This is a genomic window from Priestia sp. TSO9 (genome assembly GCF_021029645.1).
Taxonomy (GTDB): domain Bacteria; phylum Bacillota; class Bacilli; order Bacillales; family Bacillaceae_H; genus Priestia; species Priestia megaterium_E.
Window position 1 is genome coordinate 70,311 of sequence record NZ_JAJEKD010000009.1, and the last position, 19,736, is coordinate 90,046.

General features: G+C 38.0%; 19 protein-coding genes and 1 other annotated feature. Of the genes, 15 read left to right on the top strand and 4 right to left on the bottom strand.

Annotation, left to right across the window (positions count from 1 at the left end; genetic code table 11):
* Positions 1–16 precede the first annotated feature (16 nt).
* Together LJC66_RS03195 and LJC66_RS03200 are read right to left on the bottom strand one after the other, a co-directional pair.
* Complete coding sequence (locus tag LJC66_RS03195; protein ID WP_230931782.1) at positions 17–901, bottom strand: NAD(P)-dependent oxidoreductase; 885 nt, start codon at positions 899–901, stop codon at positions 17–19.
* 202 nt (positions 902–1,103) lie between these two features.
* Positions 1,104–1,292, bottom strand: coding sequence for a YjzD family protein (locus tag LJC66_RS03200; protein WP_013055400.1), 189 nt, complete (start codon positions 1,290–1,292; stop codon positions 1,104–1,106).
* Between the two features lie 209 nt (positions 1,293–1,501).
* Here LJC66_RS03200 and LJC66_RS03205 point away from each other — a divergent pair, with 209 nt between their 5' ends.
* The 3 genes from LJC66_RS03205 to LJC66_RS03215 all read left to right on the top strand — a co-directional run bounded on the left by LJC66_RS03205 (position 1,502) and on the right by LJC66_RS03215 (position 3,580).
* Positions 1,502–2,242 (top strand): hypothetical protein, encoded by a 741-nt coding sequence (locus tag LJC66_RS03205; RefSeq protein ID WP_013081744.1) that lies wholly within the window; start codon positions 1,502–1,504, stop codon positions 2,240–2,242.
* 181 nt (positions 2,243–2,423) lie between these two features.
* Positions 2,424–3,308 (top strand): NAD-dependent epimerase/dehydratase family protein, encoded by an 885-nt coding sequence (locus tag LJC66_RS03210; RefSeq protein ID WP_028407462.1) that lies wholly within the window; start codon positions 2,424–2,426, stop codon positions 3,306–3,308.
* A 77-nt stretch (positions 3,309–3,385) separates the two neighbouring features.
* Positions 3,386–3,580: a ComZ family protein gene (locus LJC66_RS03215; protein WP_013081746.1), complete on the top strand. Its 195-nt coding sequence runs from the start codon at positions 3,386–3,388 to the stop codon at positions 3,578–3,580.
* Between the two features lie 28 nt (positions 3,581–3,608).
* Here the strand turns inward: LJC66_RS03215 and LJC66_RS03220 are convergent, their stop codons facing one another.
* On the bottom strand, positions 3,609–3,809 hold the full coding sequence (locus LJC66_RS03220; protein WP_230931783.1) for a hypothetical protein: 201 nt from the start codon (positions 3,807–3,809) through the stop codon (positions 3,609–3,611).
* Positions 3,810–4,065: 256 nt separating this feature from the next.
* On the opposite strand from LJC66_RS03220, the gene LJC66_RS03225 reads away from it, so the two are divergent.
* From LJC66_RS03225 to LJC66_RS03265, 9 genes are all read left to right on the top strand, one after another.
* Positions 4,066–5,004 (top strand): beta-ketoacyl-ACP synthase III, encoded by a 939-nt coding sequence (locus tag LJC66_RS03225; protein WP_013081747.1) that lies wholly within the window; start codon positions 4,066–4,068, stop codon positions 5,002–5,004.
* Between the two features lie 39 nt (positions 5,005–5,043).
* A complete protein-coding gene (fabF, locus tag LJC66_RS03230; RefSeq protein WP_013055405.1) occupies positions 5,044–6,285 on the top strand; it encodes a beta-ketoacyl-ACP synthase II in 1,242 nt (413 codons plus the stop codon).
* 106 nt (positions 6,286–6,391) lie between these two features.
* Positions 6,392–7,165 carry a DUF2268 domain-containing putative Zn-dependent protease gene (locus LJC66_RS03235; RefSeq protein WP_016763040.1) on the top strand — a complete coding sequence of 258 codons (774 nt, stop codon included), beginning with the start codon at positions 6,392–6,394 and terminating at the stop codon, positions 7,163–7,165.
* Positions 7,166–7,391: 226 nt separating this feature from the next.
* Positions 7,392–8,414 (top strand): ABC transporter ATP-binding protein, encoded by a 1,023-nt coding sequence (locus LJC66_RS03240; RefSeq protein WP_057241313.1) that lies wholly within the window; start codon positions 7,392–7,394, stop codon positions 8,412–8,414.
* Complete coding sequence (locus tag LJC66_RS03245; protein ID WP_016763042.1) at positions 8,414–9,397, top strand: ABC transporter ATP-binding protein; 984 nt, start codon at positions 8,414–8,416, stop codon at positions 9,395–9,397. Before LJC66_RS03240 ends, LJC66_RS03245 begins: the two co-directional genes overlap by 1 nt.
* Before the next feature lie 43 nt (positions 9,398–9,440).
* Complete coding sequence (gene opp4A / locus LJC66_RS03250) at positions 9,441–11,180, top strand: oligopeptide ABC transporter substrate-binding protein (RefSeq protein WP_230931784.1); 1,740 nt, start codon at positions 9,441–9,443, stop codon at positions 11,178–11,180.
* A gap of 28 nt (positions 11,181–11,208) precedes the next feature.
* Positions 11,209–12,174, top strand: coding sequence for an oligopeptide ABC transporter permease (opp4B, locus tag LJC66_RS03255; protein WP_013055410.1), 966 nt, complete (start codon positions 11,209–11,211; stop codon positions 12,172–12,174).
* An 11-nt stretch (positions 12,175–12,185) separates the two neighbouring features.
* A complete protein-coding gene (gene opp4C, locus LJC66_RS03260; protein WP_230931785.1) occupies positions 12,186–13,100 on the top strand; it encodes an oligopeptide ABC transporter permease in 915 nt (304 codons plus the stop codon).
* Positions 13,101–13,400: 300 nt separating this feature from the next.
* Complete coding sequence (locus LJC66_RS03265; RefSeq protein ID WP_050689374.1) at positions 13,401–14,150, top strand: YjbA family protein; 750 nt, start codon at positions 13,401–13,403, stop codon at positions 14,148–14,150.
* Between the two features lie 28 nt (positions 14,151–14,178).
* On the opposite strand, the gene trpS is transcribed toward LJC66_RS03265, so the two are convergent.
* Entirely contained in the window at positions 14,179–15,168 is a 990-nt protein-coding gene (gene trpS / locus LJC66_RS03270; protein ID WP_029324755.1) for a tryptophan--tRNA ligase, read from the bottom strand.
* Between the two features lie 76 nt (positions 15,169–15,244).
* Positions 15,245–15,449, bottom strand: a binding site (T-box leader).
* 666 nt (positions 15,450–16,115) lie between these two features.
* On the opposite strand from trpS, the gene LJC66_RS03275 reads away from it, so the two are divergent.
* The 3 genes from LJC66_RS03275 (at position 16,116) to LJC66_RS03285 (ending at position 19,724) form a co-directional block, all read left to right on the top strand.
* Positions 16,116–17,762: a peptide ABC transporter substrate-binding protein gene (locus tag LJC66_RS03275; protein WP_195695359.1), complete on the top strand. Its 1,647-nt coding sequence runs from the start codon at positions 16,116–16,118 to the stop codon at positions 17,760–17,762.
* A gap of 97 nt (positions 17,763–17,859) precedes the next feature.
* On the top strand, positions 17,860–18,795 hold the full coding sequence (locus LJC66_RS03280) for an ABC transporter permease (RefSeq protein ID WP_013055415.1): 936 nt from the start codon (positions 17,860–17,862) through the stop codon (positions 18,793–18,795).
* A gap of 2 nt (positions 18,796–18,797) precedes the next feature.
* Entirely contained in the window at positions 18,798–19,724 is a 927-nt protein-coding gene (locus tag LJC66_RS03285) for an ABC transporter permease (protein ID WP_013055416.1), read from the top strand.
* The last annotated feature ends 12 nt before the right edge of the window (positions 19,725–19,736 follow it).

Consider the following 19,736-nt stretch of genomic DNA (forward strand, 5'->3'; position numbering starts at 1 on the left):
TATGAGCTGCCTGTTTTTATACAGTTATGGCATGCTGTTTTAACAGGGTATATAGAGCCTGCGTTCCTTTATTTTCATCGCCTTGTTTTTCAAGCTGTTCATAAAGCGATTTTGCTAATTTTAATCCTGGTGTATACAGCTCCATTTCTTCAGCTGATTCGATGGCAATCTTCATATCTTTAATAAAGTGTTTAATATAAAAGCCCGGTTCGAAGTCTCCTTTAATCATGCGAGGGGCTAAATTGCTTAATGACCAGCTTCCCGCTGCGCCTGTTTCAATACTTTTTAGAACGGTGTCCGGATCTAATCCTGCTTTTTCAGCATAAAGTATCGCTTCGCATACACCCATCATATTGGAGGCAATAGCAATTTGATTGCACATTTTTGTGTGTTGACCAGCTCCAGCGCTGCCTTGAAGAACGATATTTGTTCCCATTTTTTCAAGAATAGGCGTAACGGCAGAGAACGCTTCAGCATCGCCTCCTACCATAATCGCTAATGTTGCGTTTCGAGCTCCAATATCGCCTCCTGAAACAGGAGCGTCAAGCGCATGAATGTGCTTCTCTTTTGCTGCTTGATAAATCTCACGTGCAAGGATAGGGCTTGATGTTGTCATATCAATTGTATAGCAGCCTTTCTTTGCATTATGTATAATACCGTCTTTGCCTAAATAAATCTCTTTTACATCGTGAGGATAGCCTACCATGGTGATAATAACATCAGATTGTTCAGCCACTTCTTGAACGGTTTCTTTCCAGATGGCCCCTTTTTCAAGTAGTGCTTGAGCACGAGTTTTTGTTCGCGTATAAACAAGGACTTCATATCCTGCGTCAATTAAATGCCCGGCCATGCTTTGACCCATAACGCCTGTTCCGATAAAACCAATTTTTTCTTTAGTCACAGCAGTATTCACTCCTAAAATTAATAGTTTGATTATTCTAAAATTATATAGTTAAAGGTTGGGATAATCAATGATTATGAATGTATAAAAATGTAAAAAATAGCTTCAGTCATTTGTTTTGAATACGAGTTAACGAAAGAAATTGCTGAGAAAAGCCTATGCCAAAAGATAAAAAAAGCGCTGGCTTTACAGCCAACACTTTTTAGTGATGATTATTTGCTGGTTTATTCGGTACACCCAGTTCTCCAATCAAAATTACAACTAGCGTGAAAACTACTCCAAGGATGGAAGCGGTTGCGAAACTGTAAGTACCGCCCGTCATTGCAGAGATTACGTACACTGCCATATTCATTAGTAAAAAGCCCCAAACAAAAGCCATTACGACACGCATTCTATTCACCTCGTTTACAGTACAGTTTGATTTCATTTTAGCATATAGCAGTCAAATAAGAAATTGAATTTTTTATGAATAAATAAGGGGCGTGTTCCCATATAGAAACAAAAGAGCAATAAGTCAGAAATAGGCATTATTCTAGTGCGCTTTTTGATGGTTCTATCATACACTGTATGGAACAACTAGTAAGTTACGGAGGAAGAGCTATGATACATCGACGCTTTTTTAGCTTAGATACGCAATGGAATGTCGTACATGTCCCTGAACGACCGAATGGTTTCGGTGTGTTAGTATTGGGTGATAAAGATCATTTTGTTGAAAGTTCAACTAGCTTATGGATTCAGCACGGCGGAAGGTCACAGCTGTTGCAATGTTTACAAGATGAAGGATACACAGTATTTTATTCCAATTTATATGGCCGACATTGGGGGTCTCCTGAAGCATATCACCTTGCAAAACAACTTTATCATTTAGTAATGAAACAAGAAATTTTAAATAAACGAATTCATATTTTAGCTGAAGGAATGGGGGCTCTGTTAGCGCTGCAGCTAATGGAAAATGACGGGAATACGTTCGTTCGATCAGCTGGTTTACTAAATCCATGTATTGATCTTCATACGCATGCAGAACATGAAAAAAACAATAAATTCTTTTATAAACAATTCACGAAGGACTTGACTCAAGCTTATAAAGTGGAGCGTAAGCAAGTATCAAAGTTAATTAAGGAGTACCCTTCTGTTACAGAATTAAAATCAACGCTGCCCGTGAAGATATGGACGGCGCCTAATGCCTCTACTCATTATCCAATTGCACACAGTAAAAAATATGAACTACATCGTGAAGAACTTCACTCTCCGATTATGCTTTCACTTTATTTACCGGAAAAAAACTATTTGTTTGAACGGTCCCTTCTCCAATTTTATAAACAACATGAAAAAGTGTTATAAGCAAAGCTTCTATGATTATACATATCATAGGGGCTTTTTGTATAAGAGATAAAATGAAAAAAGAGTTCATGATGCTTTTACAGGTGAGCTTCTTTGAAATAAGGAATGAGTGGCCTTCATAACTATAGGGATTTAAGCTTTTTGTTGAATAAATGATGAATGAAGAATTGGAGGAAGCGATATGGGAAATGTAGTAGTAATAGGGGCAAACCGCTTTATTGGTTTTCATTTATGTATGGCTTTTTTAGACGAAGGTACAGAAGTAAAAGGGTATACACATTCTGCTCATAAAGAAGAAGATGATTTGCAGGAAGAAATGAAATTTTTCTTAGGGCGAAACGCTAATTATGCATCGACTGAAGTAGGAGAGTCATTAGATATGATTACCTCAGAAACGGATATTGTCTACTTTACGTATTTCGATGGAGGAGATTTTTATCATCCTGATTTTTTAAGACAAGAAATGCAAAAAGCGCAGCAAGTGCTCATTCAAGCGCTTAACAAATGCCGTCAATTCAACATTCGATTTGTATTTGTTTCTACCATGCGCGTATTTGGAGACCAGCAGCGAAAGATTGAAGAAACAACGATTCCAGAACCGGACAGTAGTGAAGGAAGGCTATACGTTCATTTTGAGCGAATGATAGAGAAATATAAAGATGATGGATGGCCTATTATAATTGTTAGAACGCCGACTCTTTACGGACCTTGGCAGCCTTTGTCAATGTGCTATTCCAAAAATATTGCCGGGTACGAAGAGGCATTTAACATTATGGAAGGCACGGATTTTATTATTTACATTGAAGATGCCGTCAGTGCACTTAGACGCTGTAAAACTGCTGCATATTCATATGAAGTGGTTCATTTAGTGGAAGAAAAGTTACAGCCCTGGAGCGCAGGAGCAAATATTACTCATATGGAGGTGAAGGAAGAAGCAGCTCAGGAAAAATATGAAATCAGCAGGAAAGCGAAAGAACTGCTGCATTTTTCTTCAAAAGTAACGGCTAAAGAAGGCATTTATCTGCAAAAAAAACATATGAGAACATTCTTTTTACCTCTTCATTAAAAGGAGAAAGTTGTACTTATAGAATAGATTCGCTAATATAAGGAGGAATACATGTTTTTAATAAAGGAGATTTCACTATGGAAGAGCAAAATATGCAATTCATGCAAATTGCAATGAAGTACTTGCCAGAAGCAAAGCAAATCTTAGACGAAACAGGCGTTGAGTTATCAATGGAACACGTACAGCCGGTGTTGACATTACTAACAAAAGTAATGAACGACGCTTATGAGCTTGGCAAGCAAGATGCATTAGCTGAAAATGAAAACAACTAAAGAAAACAGCTCGGTAGAATCCGAGCTGTTATTTTTGTTTGGAAAATAAATCGACTAAAGGGGCAAACTGTTTAAGAAGAGGAGCTAGTTCTTCGACGGCGAGTATAATTTCATCGATTTGTTTAAATAATCGTTCCCACTCCTCTCGTTCTCTTTCTTCTCTTGATTTTCTGCGCCCAGCTCCAAACATAAAATCAGAAAAACCTTCATTTCTTTGTCTTCTTGCCATGATACTCATTCCTTTCACTATTTTAATGGTGGGTAAGTTCTTACCTAATGTTCCATACTAGAGTAAGAGGGTCCCGTATGATTACTATATGTAGCATGATAGATACCTGAGTAGGACGAACACCTATATAGACAAAAAATAAAAAATGAAGTAAAATTAGTACCAACTCATAATAATTGATTATATAATCGATAAATGAAATGACGGATATAGGTTTTATAGGAATATAAGCCTTTTATTTAAAGGAGAGGTTGATATGAACGCTGGTGTTCTAGGAATTGGACGTTATGTACCAGAGAAAGTTGTAACAAATTTAGATCTTGAAAAAGTAATGGATACATCAGATGAGTGGATTCGTACGCGCACAGGTATTCAAGAGCGCCGAATTGCAGCCGATAACGAGGACACATCTGATTTAGCTTATAAAGCAGCAGTTGAAGCTTTACATAAAGCTAACGTCGAGGCAGAAGATATTGACATGATCATTGTTGCTACGGTAACGCCAGATCAACCGTTTCCTACAGTATCATGTATGCTACAAGAAAAATTGGGAGCAAAAAAAGCAGCTTCTTACGATGTGAGTGCCGCATGTGCAGGGTTTATGTACGGCATGATTACAGCTAAGCAATTTATTGAAACCAATGCTTACAAGCATATTTTAGTGGTCGGTGTAGAAAAGCTTTCTAAGATTACAGATTGGGACGACCGTAACACGGCTGTTTTATTCGGAGACGGAGCAGGTGCAGTTGTAATGGGACCTGTATCAGAAGGACGAGGCATTTTATCCTTTGAACTAGGGTCCGACGGTACGGGAGGCAAGCACTTGTATCAAAACGAGCTTGATCATATTGTCATGAACGGACGTGAAGTATTTAAGTTTGCTGTTCGACAAATGGGGGAATCTGCTGTTAATGTAATTGAAAAAGCGGGTTTAACAAAAGAGGATGTGGATTTTCTTGTACCTCATCAAGCGAATATTCGTATTATGGAAGCTGCAAGACAGCGATTAGATTTGCCTGAAGAAAAAATGTCTAAAACAATCCAATACTATGGCAATACATCAGCAGCATCGATTCCAATTTCAATTGTTCATGAACTTGAAGCAGGGAAAATTCAAGATGATGATTTAATTGTAATGGTTGGCTTCGGAGGCGGCTTAACATGGGGAGCTATTGCTATTAGATGGGGAAAATAACACTACATTTTTAAAGCAACTGAAGGAGATGAATGTACGATGAATAAAAAACGTGTAGTTGTAACAGGACTTGGTGGGCTTACACCAATTGGAAATGACGTAGAAACAGCTTGGAAAAACGCAGTAGCAGGCGTGTCTGGCGTTGGTCCTTTAACAAGACTAGATGCAGATGAATTCCCGGCTAAAGTAGCAGCTGAAGTAAAAGATTTTAACGTGGAAGATTTTATTGATCGCAAAGAGGCTCGTAAGATGGATCGCTTTACTCAATATGCAATGGTAGCTGCATTGGCGGCTGTTAAAGATGCGGATTTGACTATTACAGAAGAAATTGCTCCAAACGTCGGCGTTTGGATTGGTTCTGGAATTGGCGGTATGGAAACGTTTGAAAACCAATATTCAACGTTATTAGAAAAAGGTGCCCGCCGTGTAAGTCCATTTTTCATTCCGATGATGATTCCTGATATGGCAACAGGACAAGTTTCTATTGCTTTAGGGGCGAAAGGCGTGAACTCTTGTACGGTAACGGCATGTGCAACAGGTACAAACTCTATTGGTGATGCGTTTAAAGTCATTCAACGCGGAGATGCAGACGTGATGGTGACGGGCGGTACGGAAGCGCCAATCACGCGTTTATCTATTGCTGGTTTCTGTGCGAATAAAGCACTTTCTACAAATCCAGATCCTGCAACAGCATCTCGTCCGTTTGATAAAGACCGCGACGGCTTCGTTATGGGAGAAGGTGCGGGTGTTATTGTGCTTGAAGAGCTTGAACATGCACTAGCGCGCGGCGCACGTATTTATGCTGAAATTGTGGGCTATGGTTCAACAGGAGATGCTCACCATATCACAGCGCCAGCTCCAGGAGGAGAAGGCGGCGTTCGTGCAATGCGTCATGCCATTGAAGATGCAGGCCTACAGCCAAGTGATATTGATTACATCAATGCTCACGGTACAAGTACAGGATACAATGATAAATTTGAAACAATGGCTATTAAAGAAGTATTTGGTGACCACGCTCAAAAAGTAGCAATTAGTTCAACAAAGTCAATGACTGGCCACTTGTTAGGAGCTGCTGGCGGAGTAGAAGCTATTTTTAGTGTGAAGGCAATTCAAGACGGTATTCTTCCTCCAACAATTAACTATCAAACACCTGATGAAGAGTGCGATTTAGACTACATTCCAAACAAAGCCCGTAAGCAAGAAGTAAAAGCGGTGCTAAGCAACTCACTTGGATTTGGCGGTCACAATGCAACAATCATCTTTAAAAAATACGAAGCATAATGAAAAATTCTAGGCTGATGCCTAGAATTTTTTTTATTTTTAATAACCAAAAGAGTAGCTGTGAACATATCATGAAACAAAAGGATGAAGAAAGTGTGGGGAAAACATGCCGATTGTTTCAACTTCTACTTGGACGGAGCCGAAAGAAATAAGCCGTTATCTTGCGCGCTATTTTAAGAAATTAAAAGAAAAAGAATATATGGAATTACTTTTTAACTATGGAATGTGTCCGCCTTCTTTAATGTTTATAAAAGAATTAGAAGAAATGAAGAAAAGACAGGTTTGGAAGAAAGTTAAAGCACATTATGAAAAGCTTAAAAAAGCATGGAATGGACCCGATGTAGCGGTGCTAGTGCTTCCAAGCAATCCTAGAAATCGAAAAATGCAGCGTGAATTTAATGGAAGAGCAGGTGTCGCTTTTACCGATAAATTATTTGTATTTATGACAAGTCATACATCCGATGAAGAAATGTTAGCGGTACTTACCCATGAATACCATCACGTTTGCAGGCTAAAAGCCATTAATAAATCTGATGAAACGATTACTTTGTTAGACGCTATGATGATGGAAGGGTTAGCTGAAAGAGCTGTAGAGGAGTATTGTGGTAAAAAATATTTAGCTCCTTGGACAAATTATTATACCATTGAAGAAGCTAAAAAAATGTGGGAAAAGCATGTTAAACCTTATTACAATCTGCGCGCTGACGAAAAAAAATATGATCAACTGTTATTCGGCCAAAATTGGTATCCAGAAATGATGGGCTACAATATTGGTTATCATCTTGTTACTTCATGTATGAAGCCTCACACTCTAACTACTACCCAGCTGCTTCCTCTTAGCACCAATACTATCTTAAAAAAATCTGCGTTCCAACTGTAAAAAAACAAGTTCTATATACCTAAAAATAAAAATAGTAAATTTTATCCTATTTTCAACAAAAAATTAGGAGGTTTATGCGTTAAAGTGCCGAAGAGATATTCGAAAATTATTATTTTAAAAATAAAAAATATAATTAATTTTCAAAATATATTGATTTTGTAATGAAATTGTAATAATATCTTATTCAAATATAACAATTTTTAGAAAAATGAGGTGTGTACTATAAATGGATAAAAAGCCCGTCGAATCAACACCTTTACTAGAAGTGAAAAATTTACAAACTGCTTTTTCCATTAATGATTCCTGGCATAATGCTGTGGACGACGTGTCGTTTCAAGTCGGACGAAAGCGAATTGTAGGAGTTGTCGGAGAATCTGGCTGTGGAAAAAGCGTATTGTCTTTATCCGTTATTGGACTATTACCTAAAGTAAATAGTCAAATTAGAAGCGGAAGCGTTTTATTTAACGGAAAGAATCTTACGCACTTATCAGAAGATGAGATGAATGATGTTCGGGGGAAAGACATCTCAATGATTTTCCAAGAACCGATGACATCCCTTAATCCTGTGTTAACCATTGGGTATCAGCTGCAGGAAGTATTGTTTAACCATATGAATATATCGAAAGCGGAAGCGCGTGAAAAAAGCATTGCGCTTTTAAAAAGCGTTGGTATTTCGAGATCCGAAAAGCTCATCGATGAATATCCGCATCAGCTGTCAGGAGGAATGAGGCAGCGTGTCATGATTGCCATGGCGGTAGCTTGTCAGCCTAAACTTTTAATTGCTGATGAGCCGACCACGGCCCTAGATGTTACGGTTCAAGCTCAAATTTTAGAATTGCTAAAAGAAATTCAAGAAAGCAATGATATGTCTATTATTATGATTACACATGATTTAGGAGTAGTTGCTGAGATGTGTGATGAAGTGATTGTCATGTATGGCGGAAAAATTGTGGAACATACAGATGTTGATACGTTATTTTATGCCCCGAAACATCCGTACACGAAAGCGCTTCTTCACTCAATTCCACGCATGGAAGATGATGTAGAAGTATTAAATACGATCAAAGGAATTGTGCCTTCTCTTGTAAACATGCCGCGGACAGGCTGTCGTTTCGTTAACCGATGTCCTCATGCAATGGAAGACTGCAGTTCCGTTACGCCTGTTCTTCGCCAGGATTCACAGGGGCATGATGTCGCATGTCTGCTGTATAAAAATAGCTATCCGTCAAAAGGAGTGAAGACAAGCTAATGACTAAAGCGGTGAAAGATGTATTGCTAGAAGTTCAGCATTTAAAAACCTACTATCCTATTCACGGCGGATTTTTTCGAAAGAAAATTGGTGATGTAAAAGCAGTTGATGGTATTTCTTTTGCAATTCGAAAAGGAGAAACGCTCGGTCTAGTAGGAGAATCTGGCTGTGGAAAATCCACGGCAGGAAGAACGATTCTAAGACTATTGGAACCAACTAGCGGAAAAATTATTTTCGATGGTAAAGATATCACAGAAGCAAAAGGAACTTCTCTCCGTAAAATTAGACAAGATTTTCAAATGGTTTTTCAAGATCCCTATGCTTCCCTCAATCCAATGCAAATGGTTGGAGATGTTATTTCTGAACCAATTCGGAATTTTACAGGAAAATCAACCAATCAATTAAAATCAGAAGTTATGAATCTACTTACAAAAGTAGGGTTACCGGAAGATGCATACTATAAATATCCTCACGAATTTTCCGGTGGACAGCGTCAGCGGATTGGAATTGCACGTGCACTTGCACTTCGTCCAAAACTTATTATTGCTGATGAACCGGTATCGGCACTCGACGTTTCTGTCCAATCACAAGTTTTAAACCTTCTAAAAGAACTTCAACAAGAATTCGACCTAACCTTTTTATTTATTGCCCATGATTTGAGTGTTGTTAAACATATGAGTGACCGTATCGGCGTTATGTACCTAGGCGGTTTAGTGGAAATTGCTGATAAGAAAAGTCTATACGCAGAGCCATTGCACCCTTATACGCAAGCACTTGTATCGGCTATACCTGAACCAGATCCACGAAAGAAAAAACAACGTATTATTTTGCAGGGAGATGTGCCAAGTCCAATTGATCCGCCAAAAGGCTGTGCGTTTCATCCTCGCTGTATACATGCAATGGCAGAGTGCAGCCAAACGAAACCTGCCTTAAAGGAGGTGAGACCTGGCCATCAAGTAGCTTGCCATTTATATAACTCGTAAAAGCTACATACGAACAGATTATTAGTTAAATAGGGGGAACGTCATGATGAAAAAGAAATCGTTTTTATCACTTGTTTCCATTTTGCTTGTGCTATCGCTTTTTCTAGCGGCATGCAGCGGTGGAAGCAGTTCTTCATCTTCTAGTAATAAAGAAGGCGGAGAAACAAAAACTGCAGGTGCAAAAACAGACAAGCCAAAAGATGGCGGGACGATTACGTATGGGATTGATGGAGCGCCGGAAGGGCTTTTTGAGTACGCATTGTATGGTAGTGCATATGATAGCCAAATCTTAGAATTTATCAATGAAGGTCTCTTTACTTATGATAAGAAATTAAAGATTAAATCTGACTTAGCTACTTGGGATGTGAGTGGTGATAAACTAACTTACACGTTTAAATTAAAAAAGGGGATTAAGTGGCATAATGGAGATCCATTAAGTGCAGATGATTTTAAATATACGTATGAAACGATTGCCGATAAAGACTATACAGGTCCACGCTATGTAAACGTTGAGCACATTAAAGGCGCTCAAGAATATCACGACGGCAAAGCGGATTCTATTTCCGGAGTTGAAGTAGTAGATCCACAAACATTTAAAGTAACGTTTAAAGAAGTTCGTGTAAATAACTTAGACAATTTGTGGCCGTATCCAATGCCGAAAAAGTACTATGAAGGAATTGCTGTAAAAGATCTTGCAGAGTCCAAACAAGTTCGTAAAGAGCCTATTGGTGTTGGACCGTTTAAAGTGAAAAAAGTGGTAGCAAGTGAATATGTCCAAATGGAACGTAATGATGATTATTGGAATGGTAAACCTCACCTTGATGGTGTTGTTGTAAAAGTACTGGATCCATCTGTTTCCGCCGGAGCATTGAAAAAAGGCGATGTCGACATTATGGATGTTCGCCCAGCTGATCTAGGGCAAGTTGAAAAAGCAGAAAACTTAGACTTTTTGGAAGGGAAATCAACTAGTTATTCGTATATTGGTCTACGATTTGGACATCGTGATCAAAAAGCTGGTAAAAACGTAGATGATTACGAAAAGTTCAAAGATCTAAAACTTCGTCAAGCATTGCTTTATGCAATAGATAGAAAAGCAATGGTAAAAGCATTTATGAACGATAAAGCGGTTGTTTCTAACACAGTTATTCCATCTGTATTTTGGATTGCTGCTGACCAAAAAGATTTAACAAAGTACAAGTATAGTCCAGAAAAGGCTAAAAAATTATTAGCTGAAGCTGGTTATAAAGATAAGAATAATGATGGTTTTGTAGAAGATCCAAACGGAAAACCATTTACGATCTCATTCGGTCACTATGCTGGTCCAGCCAACTTCGAGGGTCGTGCGAAGGCTATAATGCAAGCATGGAATGATATTGGTATTAAAACAAAATTAGCAACGGGTTCACTTGTTGAATTTAACTTGTACAATGAAATGAAAGATAACGACGATAAGGCGTTAGAAGCGTTCTTTGGTTCTTGGGACACTGGTTCAGATCCAGATCCTACAGGATTATGGAGCTCTGATGCTGAATGGAACTATGGACGTTGGGTAAATAAGGAATCTGATGAAATGCTTAAAGACGGTTTGAGTGAAAAATCATTTGATGATAAATACCGTAAAGGTGTATATGTAAAATGGCAAAAATTCTTTAATGAGCAGCTGCCAGCACTTCCTTTATGGGAAAACATCAATATTTATGCTGTGAATAAGCGTGTGAAAAACGTAACTCTAGATCCATCAACGGTAGTTGTAGATCCGGAGAAATGGTCTGTAACGGAATAAGTATTTTACATGTAAAGGAGAGTCAACGATGCTGCAATACTCACTAAGACGTATTTTAGGGATGATTCCAATGTTGATTCTGATCTCCTTTGTTGTGTTTTCCCTGGCAAAAATGATGCCAGGGGACCCTTTTGGGGGAGAAATCAACCCTAGTAATACAGATCCAAAATACATTGAGGAAATGCGTGATAAGCTAGGATATAACGATCCTATCTACGTTCAATATTGGAACTGGGTAAAGGGAGTGGCACAAGGAGATTTAGGAAAGTCAACAACTCATAAGTTACCGACATTAGATATTATTTTAGAGCGTATGCCTAATACTATCTTTTTAGCTTTGACTTCGCTTTTGATTACGTATGTGTTTGCATTTATTTTAGGTATGTATGCAGGAAGAAAACCGTATACCTTAGCAGATAACTTTATTGCAGGATATAATTACTTTGCATTAGCGGTTCCATCGTTTATCGCAGGGATCGTAGGCATTTATTTATTTTCCTTTCAGTTAGGTTGGTTTCCATTTAGCGGTTCTGTTGAAGTAGGACTGAAAGAGGGATCATGGGAATTTATTCAAAGTAGAATTCATCACGTTATATTACCCGCGCTGATTCTTGGTTTGATGTCGACCGCGCAGTATACCCAGTTTTTGCGCAATGATATTATTGAAAACAGTCGCAAAGATTTTGTGCGCACTGCTAGAGCAAAAGGGACAAAAGAATCTAAAATTTATAATGTTCATATCTTACGCAACTCAATGATTCCGCTTATTACGTTTTTAGGGTTTGATCTTGTAACAATCATTAGCGGTTCTATCATTACAGAGACGATCTTTACGTATCCAGGAATTGGAAAGTTGTTTGTTGACTCTGTAGCAACGCGTGACTATTCAGTTATGATGTCGCTTACAATGTTGTTTTCAATTTTAACACTGGTTGGGAATCTAGTTGCTGATTTGTTATACGGCGTAGCAGATCCGCGTATTCGTTTGGATTAGGAGGAGAAAGTATGGAAATTGTAACGAAAAAAGATGCACAGCCAGAAGTGAATATGAAAGCTCCTAAAAATCTTTCTCCATGGGCGATTGCGCGAAAGAAGTTTGTTAAAAATAAACTGGCCATGATAAGTTTAGCTTTTATGATTGTGATTACGCTTCTTGCCATTTTTGCACCGCTGCTTACAAAAGCAGATATTACACGTATTGACTATATGGCGATGAATCTAGCGCCTTCTAGTGAGCATTGGTTTGGAACGGATACTAATGGGCGAGACGTATTTGCACGTACGCTGTATGGAGGAAGAACTTCGTTACTGATTGGAGTTGCTTGTACAACGCTCGTTATTTTAATCGGAACTCTTATTGGTTCGATTGCGGGTTATTACGGGGGCAAAGTGGATCAATTCTTAATGCGTTTTACAGACTTTGTATTAAACTTTCCGCTAATTGTTTTCGTTGTAGTGTTAAATACAATCCTAATTGGAAAGATCTCAGGCGTTTGGACGCTCATCCTAGTTGTTAGTTTCCTAAGCTGGGGAAGTACGGCCCGGCTGGTTCGAAGCAAAGTCTTGGCTGAAAAAGAAAATGAATATGTGCTTTCAGCTATTTCCATTGGGTGCAGCCCGTTTAAAATCATCTTTAAACATTTGCTGCCAAATGTGTTTTCAACGATTGTGGTTCAAGCCAGTTTGCAGATGGCTATCCTTATTGTGTTTGAGTCAGCGATTAGCTTTATCGGTTTTGGCGTGCCGGCTGATACGCCAAGCTGGGGGAATATGCTGACAGAAGCAAGGGAATCAGATGTGCTGCAGAATAAGCCTTGGATGTGGGTTCCGCCAGGTTTAGCTATTACATTTACAATCCTAGCTATCAACTTCATTGGTGAAGGATTAAAAGATGCTTTGAATCCAAAATCTCTTCGTTAAAAATCTATCACAAAAGTGTGATAGATTTTTTTAGGTTTGTCAGACCTTCTGACAAACCTATTACTATAGAAGAAACTCGGATTTTTTTCTGCTTATAGGGGTGGATATAGCTCATGAAGCCTTTAGGAATCCTTAGCACTGGCGTTATATCTGTGCTTCGAAATAAGTGCATTTGAATAATAGCCAAAAACGAAGGTATTTTACAATTAATTTTTAGAAAAATAACATCATTTGGAATAAAAATTCCTTTCTCTGCCTATACTGATGGATAACAAACAGATAGTAAGTGAGGGGTAAATTATGCTATATCTTCATGATGTATGGGTTAATTGGTTTGAAGGCGAAGAAAACGGTTATAATGTGTGTCATTTCCATGAGTGGAGAAAAGACGATTGTGTAGAACTGCTCGATCAAGCACCGTTATTAAAAGTAAATCCGCTTTTATTTCATTACATTGAAAATGATCTTTCCGAGCTACCTCAACAACTACTACAAGATGTCTATCAGAAAGCATACATTCGGAAAAATCATGAACGCACGCAGGTTGAATATTGTTTTATCGTTACAGATGGAACGAATATTTTAGCAATTGATACGATGGGATATCATATTCCGATTCGAAAAAGCCGCTTAATTCCAAGACAGGAACAGTTAGTCTATGAGATGATTGCGGATCAAGAAGAGCTAGAATATAAGTTCAGTGAAGACGAGCTAAATAAAAAAGAGCATCATATTCTTTCACCGTCTCCTGAAACGATGAGAGGACTAACACGTAAAGAACGTCAGCTAAAACAGCTGTTATTTATGGCACTTGATCAGCTACATACCACAAAAAATACAGCTCAAATCCGCTACTGGTACACGGAGTGGAATCCAACGAAATACGAAGACATTCAAGAGATGTCGTTTCAAGACGTATGGAGTCAGCTATACGATGAAACGAAGTCAGGGTGGTCACCGAAGCATAAATTATTATGCGAGCGCTTAGTAAAAGGACAACCTTTCTTTGAGAAACTTTGGGAAATTGAACAAGAGCCAAAAGTTAATTAAAAAAAACGACTGCATAGCAGTCGTTTTTTTAACGTTTACGGCCAATTCCCATTGCGTTTCGCATTTTGCGAAGCATTTTATTAGCCGTTGCATTTGCTTTATCGGCACCTTGATCTAAAATATCATCTAGCTCGCTAGAATCAACTAATTCATAATATCTTTCTTGAATTGGAGCGAGTGCTTCAGCTACCACTTTAGCTGTGTCAGCTTTAAAGTCACCATAACCTTTGCCTTCGTACATTGCTTCAATGTCTTCGATCGATTTATTGGCTAGGATTGAATAAATACTTAATAAGTTTGAAATACCTGGCTTATTTTCTTTATCATAGCGAACAATACCTTCTGAATCTGTTACGGCACTTTTGATTTTCTTTTCAATTGTTTTTGCGTCATCCAAGAGCGTAATGAAAGCTTTTTGGTTTGGATCGGACTTGCTCATTTTTTTCGTAGGATCTTGAAGAGACATGACGCGTGCTCCCACTTTTGGAATACGTACTTCAGGAATAGTGAAGATATCATTGTATTTTTTGTTAAAGCGCTCAGCTAAGTCACGCGTTAATTCTAAATGCTGCTTTTGATCTTCACCAACTGGAACCAAATCGGTGTTGTATAAAAGAATATCCGCTGCCATTAATGGAGGATAAGTTAGTAATCCTGCTGATACTGCTTCTTTTCCAGCGGACTTATCTTTAAACTGAGTCATACGTTCAAGTTCACCGATATACGCTACGCACTGTAACATCCATCCCGCTTCTGTGTGGGCAGGTACTTCCGATTGAATAAATAAAGTCGATTTTGCTGGATCAATTCCTACCGCTACATACAGAGCAGCAAGGCTGCGAATGTTTTTACGAAGTGCTAAACGATCTTGAGGCGTTGTAATCGCATGCTGATCTACAATACAAAAATGACAGTTATAGTCATGTTGAAGTTCAACAAATTGCTTCATCGCTCCAATGTAGTTACCTAAAGTGATTGTACCGCTTGGTTGAATACCTGAAAAAATTGTTTTCATCAAATCTTCCTTTCATCTGCACATATATGATGCTAATTTACGAATACAACATAAAAAGGCCCATCCGCTCCTAGCATAAGCTAGGGGCGAATGGACCGCGTTGCCACCCTAATTAGCACACATAATTGTGAACTATCTTTATTCATATAACGTTGAGGTCAACGTTCAAGCTTTGCACTTGAAAGCTCCAAAGTCCATTCTGCAGGTTTCAATGTTTGTTCTCACCAGCCACAAACTCTCTAAAAATGAAAATTCTGCATACTACTCTTTTTCACAGCTTTAATTATATAGTTATTCGTTATTATAACGCGAAAAAGCAGGAATTTAAACATCTTATCGCTAAAAAGTTTTATAAGACAATTTACTGGAATTTTTCAGCGGCAAAAAAAGACAAGAACCTTTTAATTAAAGCATTTCTTGATGAAAATTTGGTGGAGGATTTGGTAAAAATCTTTTATTTAGTATTTCTAATAGCTTTGTAATACTATCGTAATACCTATACTACAAAAAAGATTTTAGAAGTCTGACAAGTAGGCACAATCCTTATAAGATAAGGTTTTTTCCCTCATGACAAAAAAATACCATTAAATAATAGTATTGCAATAAATTTTTAAAATATTTATAATAGGCGTAACAAACATATTTTTTACAAAGGTATTACAATTTCTTAATTTTTCAGAAAACACAAAATAGACAATGTTTTGTTTCAATTAGCGAATTTTGTAATGAATGAGTCTTCTACATATTAAGCGCATACATTGGATTTACAGCATGTAAACAATTGATGACAGTTTCATAGGGTAGAAGAATAATTTTGCAGCGAGGTCTTTAACGCTCTACTACGTGAAAAAATAACTGATTATTTTGTATTGAAAGAGGATTAAGAAATTAGTGCATATCAAAAAAATATGGTTGCCACACAAACAAAACTTAATAGGGGGTAACACGCAATGAAGAAAAGGTTGTCGATTCTTTTCAGTTTGCTGCTTGTAATGAGCTTGTTTTTAGCTGCATGTGGATTTAACAAAGAATCTGGTGGCAGTGAAAATGCTAGCAGTGATGGCGGCGACAAGAAAAAAGAGCAAGAGCTTCGCGTAAACATTAAAACTGAGCCTTTTTCACTAAACCCAGGCTTAGCTAATGATTCAACGTCATCAAACGTATTATTACAAACATTTGAAGGTTTAACTCGTATCGGTAAAGATGGAAAACCTGAAAATGCAATGGCGAAAGATGTGAAGGTCAGCGATGACCAAACTAAATATACGTTTACGATTCGCGACGATGCAAAATGGTCAAATGGTGACCCTGTAACAGCAAAAGATTTCGAATATGCATGGAAATGGGCGTTAGATCCTAAAAACGAATCTCAATATGCATATCAATTATACTATGTTAAAAATGCACAAGCTGCCAATGAAGGAAAAGGTTCATTAGAGGATGTTGCCGTTAAAGCAACAGATGATAAAACGCTTGAAGTAACATTAGAAAACCCAACGCCATATTTCTTAGAATTAACAGCTTTTTATACGTACTTCCCAGTGAATACGAAAATTGCTGAATCAAATGAAAAATGGTACACAAATGCAGGCGAAAACTATACGTCAAACGGTCCTTTCAAGCTTAAAGCTTGGAAACATAATGACAAAATCGAGTTAGTTCCTAATGAAAACTATTGGGATAAAGATGCTGTAAAACTTAAAAAAGTTGAAATGTACATGATCAATGATAATAACACTGAACTTTCAATGTTTAAAAACGGTGAGTTAGACTGGGCGGGTATGCCTACTGGTCAATTACCGGCTGATGCACTTCCTGAATTAAAGAAAGACGGTTCATTAAACATTCAAGAGATTGCAGGTACTTACTGGTACAAGTTTAATACAGAACAAAAACCTTTAGACAACGTGAACATTCGTAAAGCATTAGCTTATGCAATTGATCGTAAAGGTATTACAGAACAAATTACAAAAGACGGTTCAGTTCCAGCGATGGCGGCTGTACCACCAACAATGTTTGAAGATAACAAAAAAGGTTACTTCAAAGACAACGATGTGAAAAAAGCAAAAGAATATTTAGAAAAAGGCTTGAAAGAAATGGGCCTTAAAGATGCTTCAGAACTACCAGCAATTAAGGTTTCATACAACACGGATGAAAAACATGCAAAAATTGCACAAGCTGTTCAAGATATGTGGAAGAAAAACCTTGGTATTAAAGTACAGTTAGACAACTCTGAGTGGGCTGTTTACATTGAAAAATTACACCAAGGAGATTATCAAGTTGGACGTATGGGCTGGTTAGGAGATTTTAACGATCCAATCAACTTCTTAGAATTATTCCGTGATAAAAAAGGTGGAAACAATGATACAAACTGGGAAAACCCAGAATATAAAAAGTTATTAATTGACTCTCAAAAAGAAACAGATCCTAAAAAACGTCTGGAAATGTTGAAAAAAGCAGAAGGTATTTTCATGGATGAAATGCCAGTGGCACCAATCTACTTCTATACAAACGCTTGGGTACAAGACAAGCAGCTGAAAGATGTTGTGATGTCTGGACTTGGAGACATTCAGATTAAGTGGGCTCATTTTGAGTAAGTAACATCAATTGTGACAAAGGGTATATGGGGCCTGGTGCTCCATATACTTTTCTTTCTTGTGCGCGAATTTTGTAAAAATATGGAGGTGTGTCAGGGTGTTCAAATATATAGGAAAACGACTTATTTATATGTTTCTATCATTATGGCTGATCGTAACAGCGACCTTTTTCTTAATGCGTGCTGTTCCAGGAGGTCCATTCACATCAGAAAAGCAGCTTCCCCCTGAAATTCAAAAAAATCTAAATCAGTATTACGGTTTAGACCAGCCTTGGTACCATCAGTACTTTGATTATTTAACATCAATTTTAAAGTGGGATTTTGGTCCATCTTTCAAATATAAAGGCCAAACGGTAAATGATTTGATTAACGGCGGCTTCCCTGTTTCATTCATGCTAGGGATGGAAGCTATTTTAATAGCAATTGCTATTGGGGTAGTACTTGGTGTTATTGCTGCTTTAAAACATAATAAGTGGCAAGATTACACGGCGATGGTTATTGCAGTTCTAGGAATCTCAGTTCCGAGTTTTATCATGGCAGCGGTATTACAATACGTTTTGGCTATGAAACTACAAATTTTTCCGGTTGCACGCTGGGAATCTTGGGCACACACGGTGTTACCAGCTCTTGCGCTTGCTTCAACCCCTATGGCGTTTATCGCACGATTAACTCGTTCGAGTATGCTTGAAGTATTAAGCAATGATTATATTCGTACAGCAAAAGCAAAAGGTTTAAGCAGAGGCGTTATTACAGTTAAACACGCCATGAGAAATGCGATGCTTCCAGTTGTATCCTATATGGGGCCTTTAGTAGCAGGGATTTTAACGGGTAGCTTTGTTATTGAAAAGATATTTGGTATCCCGGGATTAGGTTCACACTTTGTACTCAGTATCTCAAACCGAGATTATACAACGATTATGGGCGTAACGGTGTTCTACAGTATTTTACTACTTTTTTGTATCTTGCTTGTAGATATTGCATACGGCTTCATTGACCCTCGAATTAAACTTACAGGTGCTAAGAAAGGAGAGTAACTATGCAGCAACTTCCGAAAATTCCTAAAGAAATGTTTGAAACAGCAGGGATTGACCGCGCTCAGGCAGAAAAGATTGAAAAACCGAGTCTTTCATTCTGGCAAGATGTTTTTATTCGTTTTCGCAAAAATAAGCTTGCTATGTTTGGTGTAGTACTAATGGTTCTCCTTGTTTTTATGGCTATATTTGGTCCATTGATGGTGAAATATGATTATGCAACCAATGATTTACTGAATGCCAATCAGGCTCCATCTTCTGAGCACTGGTTCGGTACAGATGAATTAGGGCGTGATGTTTTTGCTCGTACGTGGGAAGGCGCTCGTATTTCATTATTTATCGGATTAGCAGCAGCTCTAATTGATTTATTCATCGGCGTAGTTTGGGGAAGCATCTCTGGATACCGCGGCGGCCGTACGGATGAAACAATGATGCGTGTTGCGGATATCTTATATGGTGTTCCTTACCTTTTACTGGTTATTATTTTAATGGTTATGCTTGGCCAAGGGTTAGGCACGATGATTTTGGCGATGACCATTACCGGCTGGATTAACATGGCCCGTATTGTACGTGGACAAGTATTGCAGTTGAAAAATCAAGAGTACGTAATGGCTTCACAAACATTAGGAGCAACAACAAAACGTATTTTATTTAAACATCTTATTCCTAACGCAACAGGTCCAATTTTAGTAACAATGACACTAACGATTCCTTCAGCAATCTTTACAGAAGCATTTTTAAGCTACTTGGGACTAGGCGTTCCGGCACCGCTTGCAAGCTGGGGAACAATGGCTTCAGAAGGCTTACCTGCTTTGGAATACTATCCTTGGCGCTTATTTTTCCCAGGTTTGTTTATCTGTTTAACAATCTTAGCGTTCAACGTAATTGGTGATGGATTACGAGATGCGTTAGATCCAAAACTACGTAAGTAAGGAAGTGGACTC